The organism is Mycobacterium sp. ABE4_509 (genome assembly GCF_056160785.1).
Map to the genome: position 1 here is coordinate 19,491 of NZ_JBSWXU010000061.1, position 9,222 is coordinate 28,712.

Here is a 9,222-nt window from a genome sequence, read left to right on the forward strand (position 1 = left end):
CGCCCGGCGTCGGTGTCGGGGTGCGGCGCTAGGTTTGGGCATGGCCTACGACCCCGAACTGGCTGATCGCGTCCGTGAACTGATCGCACCTGAGCGCGGCGCCGACGAGAAGCCGATGTTCGGCGGTCTGGCCTTCCTGATCAACGGCAACATGTCGGTGGCGGTGAGTCGGGACGGCGGGTTGATGGTCCGGGTGCCCTCCGAGGAGTGCGCGGGTCTGCTGGCGGAGCCGCACGTCGAGCCGATGGTGATGGCCGGTCGGCAGTCCCGCACATGGGTGCGGGTGGTACCCGACGGGCTCGCCACCACCGGCCAGCTCTCCGGCTGGGTACGTCGTGGCGTCGACCTTGCCAAGAATCTGCCCCCGAAGTAGCGGACGTTTTCCCGGCATGACTTCGGGTACGCCGACCCACATGGCCTCTGCGACAGACGAGCGCGTCGTCGAGCTGCTGCTCGACAAGGCGGGCACGACGTACGCGGAGGAGGCGGGGATCCGGTTGCGTGACAAGCCGATGCCGCTGTTCCAGCTGCTGATCCTGTGCATGCTCGCCAGCAAGCCGATCGACGCCACGATCGCGATGCGGGCCGCGCGTGAGCTGTTCCGAACGGGCCTGCGCACCCCGCACGCGATGCTCGAGGCGCAGCGCTCCACACTGATCGAGGCGTTCGGCCGCGCGCACTATGTGCGTTACGACGAGAGCTCGGCGACCCGCGCGGCCGCGATGGCCGCGGCGGTCCGCGACGACTATGGCGGCGATCTGCGCAGGCTGGCCACTGCGGCCCGACGCGACATCGGTGCGGCCAAACAGTTGCTGGAGAGGTTCAAGGGCATCGGCGACACCGGCGCCGACATCTTCCTGCGCGAGGTTCAGGACACCTGGACCTGGGTACGGCCCTACTTCGACGACCGCGCCCGCGCCACCGCGGCCGGGCTGGGCCTGCCGGACGACCCGACAGCACTGGCAGCGCTGGCGCCACGAAACAGCGCCACCCTGGCCGCCGCGCTGGTGCGTGTCTCACTCGATGACGGCCTGCGCGCCGAACTGCAGTGACCCCGCCGCATCACCCTGAAGTCGGATTTCCGCCAGCGCCGGCCCAACCCCATCGGCAGCATCGACGGTGGCAGCATCGTCTCGAGCCGGAAGGTGGTCGACATGTCCCAGGCGGAAGCTGGCGCCCTGATCGCGACTCTGGGCGATGTCTCCCCTTCGGCGCCGACGGCCTGTTCGGGCTGGACGGTCCACGACATCGTGGCGCACCTGGCCGCCGGTTCCAAAGAGATCGCCGATCTGATCGAGGAGCAGCTCGACGGCAACGGGTCCCGGCCGACGCGGCTGTGGGAAGACCGAGAGCCTGGTTTCCGCGCGCTGCCACACGCGGAGCTGCTGGCCGCATGGTCGCTGCAGATCGAACGCCAGCTCAACGCACAGCGGGATCTGGCCCGCTCGGGGCCTTACCGCACCTTCGAATTCACGGGGATGCCCATGACAGCTGCCCAGCTGGACACCCATTGTCGCAGTGAAGCGGCGATTCACCGGTGGGACATCGTGGGCGAAGACGTCATCGGTGCAGAACTGCTGGCACAACCTGACCTCACCACGCACGCGGTGACCATCCTCAACGAGATGCCCATCCTCAACGAATCCGTACGCTCGCGCTTCACAAGAGTTCACCATCCGCTCACGATCGCCCTACGTGCAGCGGGGCAGCCGGACATCGTGTTGAGCAACATCGATGGAACGGGCGGTGTCGCTCGATTCGAAGACGAAGGTTCCAGCAGCGGAGCGGTCGTCCTCACCACTGACGTCGCACACCGGCTGCTGATCCTGTGGGGAAGACAGCCACCGCGGCATCGGATCACCATCGACTGCGACGCCGCCCTACTGGCTACGGCTGCGGGGACACTCTGGCCCGCTGCCGTTCCCGCCCCCGTGTGACACGCGCGGGCAGGTCACTGCAACGACGCGGTGCCGTCGTGATGGACGTGCACCGCAGCGCCGGCGATGTCGTCGCGCACCGTCACCGCGGCCTGCTCCGGGTCGGTGATCACCGCGAGCACCCGGGCGTCCTCGGGGGTACGCACCGCCAGGAATGCCTTTTCCGGATGACCGTCCCGGTCGAACGGAGTGGTCCACGACTCGACGCGCCCGGTTCCGGTCCATTCCACCGGCGCGGTGCGGGTGGGCTCTCGATCCACCGCGGGCTGTACGTCTTCCCAGCGGAATTCGTGCTCGGGCGGTTCGGTGCCGTAGACGCCGAAACTGTGTTTGGTCAGGTAGCCCCCGTTGGCGGTGATCAGACCCCGCCGGCCCGGTTGCGCCACCAACTGCTCGGCCATGGTGGCGATCGAATGGGTGACGTAGTTGTTCCACGGTCCGCCGGCGAAGGTGAGCCCACCGGTCACCGTCAGCGGACGGGCCGGGTCGGCGATCGGGAGCCCGAGTTCGGCTGCGGCGACCTGAACCGCCGACGGGAAGCACGAGTACACGTCGACGAGGTCGATGTCGTCGATTCCCAGGCCGGCGAGTTCCAGTGCACGGCTGCCCGCGATCCGGATCGCCGGTGAACGGTGGAACTGGGCGCGCTCGGCGATGGCGTAGGTGTCATGAGAGTCGGTACCCGCGTACGGAAAAACCCATGTCTCCCTTGGAATCTGGAGGTAGTCGGCCTTCTCGGCCGAGGTGAGGATCAGCACCGCGGCCTGGTCGACCATGTTGTTGGAGTTCATCAGCTTGGTGTAGGGCCAGCTGATCATGCGGTTGGCCGGCGAGGGCTGGCTGATCTGCTCGGCGGACAGCGCCTCGCGGCTCCACGCGTGCGGATTGTCCGCGGCCACCGCCGAGAACCGGGACCACAGTTCACCGATCCGCCGACGGTGCTCCTCCGGGGTCTCCCCCGCGGCGATCCGAACCGCCTGCTCGAAGATCGGGTAGACGTAGGCCGGCCGGTCGAGGTTGATGCGGATGTCAGCCGCACCGGCCATCGGCACCCCGTCGTCGGAACCCGGCGCGGCAGGCACCGATTCGTCCTGGCGGGTCCAGTCCGGCTTGCGGCCCGCCGCACGTAGTTTGCTCCTGGTCCGCCACGTCTCGGCGCCGGCGATCAGCACGACCTCGGCCCGCCCCGCGCAGATGTCCAGGCAGGCGGAGTTCACCAGCGTCTGCGGCACGTTGCCGCCGATCCCGGTATAGCGGGTCACCGCCTTGTCCGCCCGGATGCGTTGGGCCAGAGCCAGTCCGGGATCCCGGTAACGCCAGGACAGCAGGTTGACCACCCTGATGGCGTCCACCGACTCCAGCACCCGGGGGTCGGCCGCCGCCCGGGCGGCCGCCGCCATCAGATCGGCCGGTTCCACCTCGGGACGCTCGATGTGCTGGTTGACCTGACCGTAGCCGACCAGCACGGGTGTCCTGGGATCAAGGCTCATGCGGTGTTGCCTTCCTCGGCGGTTCGGGGGTGGCCAGATCGAGCACCCGCACAGCGGGCGGCAAGGATCCGTCGGTCACGCCGGTCACAGTACGGGGCGGGCGAAAATTAACGTCGATGCCATCGGCTACCGGTTGGGCATACCGGCGATGCGAGGTTGGATGGAGAGATGACTACCACGACTGACCATGACGCCGCCGCCGTGACACCCGCCGCGTGGAAGACCGTGGAGACCTCGTCGCTCAGCGACGACACCGTGGTGCGGATGGACCGATGGTGGCGAGCGGCGAACTACCTGTCGGTGGGCCAGATCTATCTGCTGGACAATCCGTTGTTGCGCACTCCGCTGGCGCGCGAGGACGTCAAACCCCGCCTGCTGGGCCACTGGGGCACCACCCCGGGCCTGAACTTCCTGTACGCCCACCTCAACCGCGCCATCAAGGAGCGCGCCCAGTCGACCGTCTACATCACCGGTCCCGGCCACGGCGGGCCGGGCCTGGTGGCCAACGCGTACCTGGACGGCACCTACTCCGAGATCTACCCCGACATCACCTGCGACACCGAAGGCATGCGCCGGCTGTTCCGGCAGTTCTCGTTCCCCGGTGGCATCCCGTCGCACGTGGCCCCGGAAACTCCCGGCTCGATCCACGAGGGCGGCGAACTCGGATACGCCCTCTCGCATGCCTACGGGGCCGCCTTCGACAATCCTGATCTGCTGGTCGCCACCGTGATCGGCGACGGTGAGGCCGAGACCGGGGCGCTGGCCACCGGGTGGCACTCCAACAAGCTGACCAACCCGGCCAAGGACGGGGTGGTGCTGCCGATCCTGCACCTCAACGGATACAAGATCGCCAACCCCACCGTGCTGGCCCGGATCCCCGACGACGAGTTGCGTGCCTTGATGGTCGGATACGGCCACAAGCCGTATTTCTTCGAGGTGCCCGACAGCGCGCCCGGCGAGGCCGCTCCGGCGGACGCGCACGTCGATGCACACCGACGCTTCGCGGCGCTGCTCGACGAGGTCCTCGACGAGATCGCGGCCATCAAGGCCCGTGCCGCGGCCGGTGACGAGTCGCGGCCGGCCTGGCCGATGATCGTGTTCCGCACCCCGAAGGGCTGGACCGGCCCGGACTACATCGACGGAAAGAAGACGACCGGCTCCTGGCGCGCCCATCAGGTGCCGCTGGCCAACGCCCGCGACACCGCCGAGCACCTGGGCGTGCTGGCGGACTGGCTGGCCTCCTACCGGCCCGAGGAACTGTTCGACGCCGACGGACGCCTGCTGCCCGACATCGCCGAACTGGCCCCGCCCGGACAGCTGCGGATGAGCGACAACCCGCACGCCAACGGCGGCCTGCTGCTCAAGGATCTGCGGCTGCCGGACTTCCGCAAGTTCGGGGTCGACGTCCCCGCCCCCGGCGCCACCATCGCTGAGGCCACCAGGGTGCTCGGTCAGTGGCTGACCGAGGTGGTGCGCCTGAACCCCGACAATTTCCGCATCTTCGGGCCCGACGAGACGGCGTCGAACCGGCTGCAGGCGGTCTTCGACGTCACCGACAAGCAGTGGAACGCCGAACTGATCTCCGAGGAGGTCGACGACCACCTGGCCCGGGTCGGCAGGGTGGTCGAGATGCTCTCCGAACACCAGTGCCAGGGGTGGCTGGAAGGCTACCTGCTGACCGGGCGGCACGGACTGTTCAACTGCTACGAGGCGTTCATCCACATCATCGACTCGATGTTCAACCAGCACGCCAAATGGCTCAAGGTCACCGACCACATCCCGTGGCGGCGCCCCATCGCGAGCCTGAACTACCTGCTGTCCAGCCACGTGTGGCGCCAGGACCACAACGGTTTCTCCCACCAGGACCCGGGCTTCATCGACCATGTCGTCAACAAGAGCGCCAGCGTGGTGCGCGTCTACCTGCCGCCGGACGCCAACACGCTGCTGTCCACCTACGATCACTGCCTGCGGTCACGCCAGTACGTCAACGTCGTCGTCGCCGGCAAGCAGCCCCACCCCAACTTCCTGACCATGGAAGAGGCCATCGCGCACTGCACGCGGGGGCTGGGGATCTGGGAGTGGGCCGGTTCCGAGGAACTGGGCACCGACCCCGACGTGGTGATCGCCTCGGCCGGTGACGTGCCCACGCTGGAGGCGCTCGCCGCCGTCGACATCCTGCGCAGCCACCTGCCGGAGCTGAAGGTGCGCTTCGTCAACGTCGTGGACCTGATGCGGCTGCAGGCCGAGAACGAGCACCCGCACGGCCTGTCCGATCAGGCCTTCGACATGATCTTCACCGCCGAGAAGCCGATCATCTTCGCCTACCACGGCTACCCGTGGCTGATCCACCGGCTGACCTACCGCCGCACCGGCCACAACAATCTGCACGTACGTGGGTACAAGGAGGAAGGCACCACCACGACGCCGTTCGACATGGTGATGCTCAACGACCTGGACCGCTACCACCTGGTCATGGATGTCATCGACCGGGTGCCGTCGCTGGGTTCGCGATGCGCCACCCTGCGCCAGCAGATGGCCGACAAGCGCATCGCCGCCCGGGAGTACACCCGGACCCACGGCGACGACATCCCCGAGGTCAAGGACTGGGTGTGGCCGGCCGCGCGCCGACTCGGCGTGGACGCCTCTGCTTCGGCCTCCGACACCGGCGGGGACAACGAGTAGCGGGTGAACTCCGCCACTGCCGCGCCGGGGTGCGCCGAATTCTCGGTACCCTGGTGCGGTTATGTCTGATGTCTGCGCCGCCGCCGCACCGGGTGAACATCACCCGTTGCTCGGGCAACTGCGGGCGCTGCACCATTTCCGCATCTACGTCGACATCGCCGTCGTGGTGGTGGTGCTCGCCCTGACCAACCTGCTGGCCCACTTCACCACCCCGTGGGCGAACATCGCGGTGGTGCCTGCGGCCGCGGTCGGTCTGGTGCTGCTGGTCCGGCATCGCGGCCTGGGCTGGTCGGAACTGGGGCTGGGGCGCGAGCACTGGCGGGCCGGCGCCGGCTACGCGGTCGGCGCGGTCGTCCTGGTCGGCTCCGTGATCGCGGTGGGTGCGTTGCTGCCGTGGACTCGGCCGATGTTCTTGAACAACAACTACGCCACGCTGTCGGGTGCGCTGATCGCGTCCATGATCATCATTCCGCTGCAGACCGTCATCCCCGAGGAGCTGGCGTTCCGCGGGGTGTTGCACGGGGCGCTCGACCGGGCCTGGGGTTGGCGCGGGGTCGCCGCCGCGGGATCGCTGCTATTCGGCTTGTGGCACATCGCCACGTCGATGGGCCTGACCGCCAGCAACGTCGGGTTCACCAAGATCCTGGGCGGCGGCATGTTCGGCATGGTCGCCGGGGTGGTCGGCGCGGTGCTGGTGACCGGCGCCGCCGGGTTCGTGTTCACCTGGTTGCGCCGCCGCAGCGGCAGCCTGATCGCGCCGATCGCACTGCACTGGTCGCTCAACGGGTTGGGTGCACTGGCCGCGGCCCTGGTGTGGCACCTGTCTTAGCCGGACAGCACCGCCGCCCCCGACACCCGCCCGGCACTGAGGTCGGCGAGCGCTTCGTCGGCCCGGTCCAGCGGATACGGTCGGGTTGTCACCTCGATGCGGTGGGCGGCGGCAAACTGCAGGAACGCGTGCGCGTCGGCGCGGGTGTTCGACGTCACGGAGCGGACCTGACGTTCCTGGAACAGATGACGCTGGTAGTTCAGCACCGGGATGTCGCTGAGGTGGATTCCGGCGATCGCCAGCGTGCCGCCCCGATCCAGCGCCTCCAGCGCCGGCAGCACCAGCTCGCCCACCGGGGCGAACAGGATGGCCGCGTCCAGCGCAACCGGCGGGCGATCCGCGGCGCCCTGGGCGGAGGCGGCGCCGAGGGTCAGCGCGAGCTCGCGGGCCTGGGCGCCGCGCGTCATGACGTGCACCTCGGCTCCGCCGGCGATGGCCACCTGTGCGGTCAGATGTGCGCTTCCGCCGAACCCGTAGATGCCCAGCCGGCCACCCGGGGGCAGCGCCGCCCGTTGGAGCGCGCGGTAGCCGATGATGCCCGCGCACAGCAGCGGAGCCAGCTCGGCGTCGCTGTAGCCGGCCGGCAGCGGCAGCGCGAAAGCCGCCGGCACCGTCGCGAACTCGGCGTAGCCGCCGTCGGCATCCCAGCCCGTGTAGCGGGACCGCGGGCACAGGTTCTCCTGCCCGCGCGCACAGTACCGGCACTCCCCGCAGGTGTGCCTCAGCCAGGCGATTCCGACGCGGTCGCCCACCGACAGCGCGGCGTCGACGGCCGGGCCGACCTGTACGACCTCCCCGACCACCTCATGGCCGGGGATCACCCGCTCGCGGTGCACTGCCAGGTCTCCCTCGGCGACGTGCAGATCGGTTCGGCACACCCCGCAGGCGAACACCGCGACGAGCAGCTCACCCTCGGCGGGTTGGGGAACCGGCACCGTCGCACGTACCAGTGGATGGCTGGCGATCGGTCCGGGCCTGTGCACCTGCCAGGCGCGCATCGCGGCATCGGTCACCACCCCACGATGCCACGGCAGGCTCAGCTGGCGAAGGGCGTGACGGACTCAGGACTTCTTCTGCACCAGTCCGACGAGCCACAGCAGCACGACTGAGCCGAGTATCGCGGTGAACAGCGTGAACCACCATCCGCCGCCTGCCGTGTCGAGGAAGAAGCTCAGCAGAAAGCCGCCGATCAGCGCACCCACCACCCCGATCACGATGTTCATCAGGATGCCCGAGCCGGAGCCCTTGACGATCTTGCCGGCTATCCAGCCCGCCAACGCGCCGATGATGATGTAGCCCAACCAGCCGACGCTGGTCAGCGTCGTCGAGCGAGCGAGCAGCTCACTGGCCGCCGTGACGTCCATCCGGTCCATGGAAGCCTCCTACCTGTGGCCGGAGTCGGCCCCGGAGCAGGTCGCGTCCGGGCCGTCACCTCACCTATACGCGACGTCGGTAACGGTTCGGGCATGCAAACGGACACGATCACCAGGTGATCGTGTCCGTTTGGCGGTGCGTCAGGCCGGCGGCAGCATCTCCGGGGCCGTGGCCGGATCGATCGGCACCGGCACGCCGACAGCAGGTGGTGGCGGCGGTGGCGGCGGTGCGTTGGGATCCGGCGGCGGCGCGTTGGGGTCCGGCGGCGGCGGAGGCGGCGGTGGCGCCCACGGCCGGATCGAATTGGCCAGCGCGATCGCCTGGTCGGTCGGGATCGGATTGTCCGCGGTGCCCAGCCACACCACGAACCACCGCTCGGGCGCCCGCTGACCGCGCGGTGTCCCCGGAGCGGTGGGATTGCCCACCACACCGGCCCAGATCTGGCCGTTGGGCTTGTTGGTGTCGGTGAACTTCACCTCGTAATAGGAGGCGACACCGGGCATCCCGTCGGCATCCAGCGGGACGGTCTGCTGGTTGACCCGGGTGCCGGGGAAGGGCATGAAGAACTCGCCCATGTCGGAGGCGAGCCGCTGGGCGGCCTTGGTGTTGTCCTCCTCGGCACCGGCGAACAGCTTCAGGTCGAGTCGGCCCAGGAGCACGCTCGTGTCGTTGGGCGGCTCAGCACCCTCGGGGGTGACCTTGGTCAACAAGGCCTGCCCATAGGACAGCTGGTTGGCGTCGGCGACCTCCCAGCCCTCCGGCAGCACGTAGCTGAAGCTGCCGGCGGCGTTGGCTACCCGTCCGGGATCAACCGGGGGCGGCGGGGGTGCGTTCGGGTCCGCCGGCGGTGGCGGGGGTGCATTCGGGTCCGCGGGGGGCGGCGGCGCGTTGGGGTCCGCCGGGGGTGGCG

The 9,222-nt window shown here is 69.1% G+C and carries 9 protein-coding genes; 5 read left to right on the plus strand and 4 right to left on the minus strand.

Annotation, left to right across the window (positions count from 1 at the left end):
• Nucleotides 1-40 precede the first annotated feature (40 nt).
• The 3 genes from ACXAID_RS14655 to ACXAID_RS14665 all read left to right on the plus strand — a co-directional run bounded on the left by ACXAID_RS14655 (nucleotide 41) and on the right by ACXAID_RS14665 (nucleotide 1,937).
• The gene (locus ACXAID_RS14655; RefSeq protein ID WP_475022940.1) at nucleotides 41-373 is read left to right on the plus strand and encodes a TfoX/Sxy family protein; all 333 of its coding nucleotides are present in this window, start codon (nucleotides 41-43) and stop codon (nucleotides 371-373) included.
• A 40-nt stretch (nucleotides 374-413) separates the two neighbouring features.
• Nucleotides 414-1,052, plus strand: coding sequence for an endonuclease (locus ACXAID_RS14660; protein ID WP_475022941.1), 639 nt, complete (start codon nucleotides 414-416; stop codon nucleotides 1,050-1,052).
• Nucleotides 1,053-1,154: 102 nt separating this feature from the next.
• A complete protein-coding gene (locus ACXAID_RS14665; RefSeq protein WP_475022942.1) occupies nucleotides 1,155-1,937 on the plus strand; it encodes a maleylpyruvate isomerase family mycothiol-dependent enzyme in 783 nt (260 codons plus the stop codon).
• 14 nt (nucleotides 1,938-1,951) lie between these two features.
• Here the strand turns inward: ACXAID_RS14665 and ACXAID_RS14670 are convergent, their stop codons facing one another.
• Nucleotides 1,952-3,427: an acetyl-CoA acetyltransferase gene (locus ACXAID_RS14670; protein WP_475022943.1), complete on the minus strand. Its 1,476-nt coding sequence runs from the start codon at nucleotides 3,425-3,427 to the stop codon at nucleotides 1,952-1,954.
• A gap of 168 nt (nucleotides 3,428-3,595) precedes the next feature.
• Here ACXAID_RS14670 and ACXAID_RS14675 point away from each other — a divergent pair, with 168 nt between their 5' ends.
• Together ACXAID_RS14675 and ACXAID_RS14680 are read left to right on the plus strand one after the other, a co-directional pair.
• Nucleotides 3,596-6,109, plus strand: coding sequence for a phosphoketolase family protein (locus ACXAID_RS14675; RefSeq protein ID WP_475022944.1), 2,514 nt, complete (start codon nucleotides 3,596-3,598; stop codon nucleotides 6,107-6,109).
• 61 nt (nucleotides 6,110-6,170) lie between these two features.
• Entirely contained in the window at nucleotides 6,171-6,938 is a 768-nt protein-coding gene (locus ACXAID_RS14680; RefSeq protein ID WP_475022945.1) for a lysostaphin resistance A-like protein, read from the plus strand.
• On the opposite strand, the gene ACXAID_RS14685 is transcribed toward ACXAID_RS14680, so the two are convergent.
• The 3 genes from ACXAID_RS14685 to ACXAID_RS14695 form a co-directional block, all read right to left on the minus strand.
• Nucleotides 6,935-7,936, minus strand: a complete 1,002-nt coding sequence (locus ACXAID_RS14685; RefSeq protein WP_475022947.1) for a zinc-binding alcohol dehydrogenase family protein — start codon at nucleotides 7,934-7,936, stop codon at nucleotides 6,935-6,937. The genes ACXAID_RS14680 and ACXAID_RS14685 overlap by 4 nt on opposite strands.
• 63 nt (nucleotides 7,937-7,999) lie before the next feature.
• Complete coding sequence (locus tag ACXAID_RS14690; RefSeq protein WP_475022948.1) at nucleotides 8,000-8,302, minus strand: GlsB/YeaQ/YmgE family stress response membrane protein; 303 nt, start codon at nucleotides 8,300-8,302, stop codon at nucleotides 8,000-8,002.
• A 150-nt stretch (nucleotides 8,303-8,452) separates the two neighbouring features.
• On the minus strand, nucleotides 8,453-9,222 hold a 770-nt coding region (locus tag ACXAID_RS14695), incomplete at its 5' end, for an APA family fibronectin-binding glycoprotein (protein ID WP_475022946.1).

Coding starts and splice junctions, on each gene's coding strand:
- ACXAID_RS14655 (WP_475022940.1), top strand. CDS start 41: ATGGCCTACGACCCCGAACTGGCTGATCGCGTCCGTGAACTGATCGCA.
- ACXAID_RS14660 (WP_475022941.1), top strand. CDS start 414: ATGGCCTCTGCGACAGACGAGCGCGTCGTCGAGCTGCTGCTCGACAAG.
- ACXAID_RS14665 (WP_475022942.1), top strand. CDS start 1,155: ATGTCCCAGGCGGAAGCTGGCGCCCTGATCGCGACTCTGGGCGATGTC.
- ACXAID_RS14670 (WP_475022943.1), bottom strand. CDS start 3,427: ATGAGCCTTGATCCCAGGACACCCGTGCTGGTCGGCTACGGTCAGGTC.
- ACXAID_RS14675 (WP_475022944.1), top strand. CDS start 3,596: ATGACTACCACGACTGACCATGACGCCGCCGCCGTGACACCCGCCGCG.
- ACXAID_RS14680 (WP_475022945.1), top strand. CDS start 6,171: ATGTCTGATGTCTGCGCCGCCGCCGCACCGGGTGAACATCACCCGTTG.
- ACXAID_RS14685 (WP_475022947.1), bottom strand. CDS start 7,936: ATGCGCGCCTGGCAGGTGCACAGGCCCGGACCGATCGCCAGCCATCCA.
- ACXAID_RS14690 (WP_475022948.1), bottom strand. CDS start 8,302: ATGGACGTCACGGCGGCCAGTGAGCTGCTCGCTCGCTCGACGACGCTG.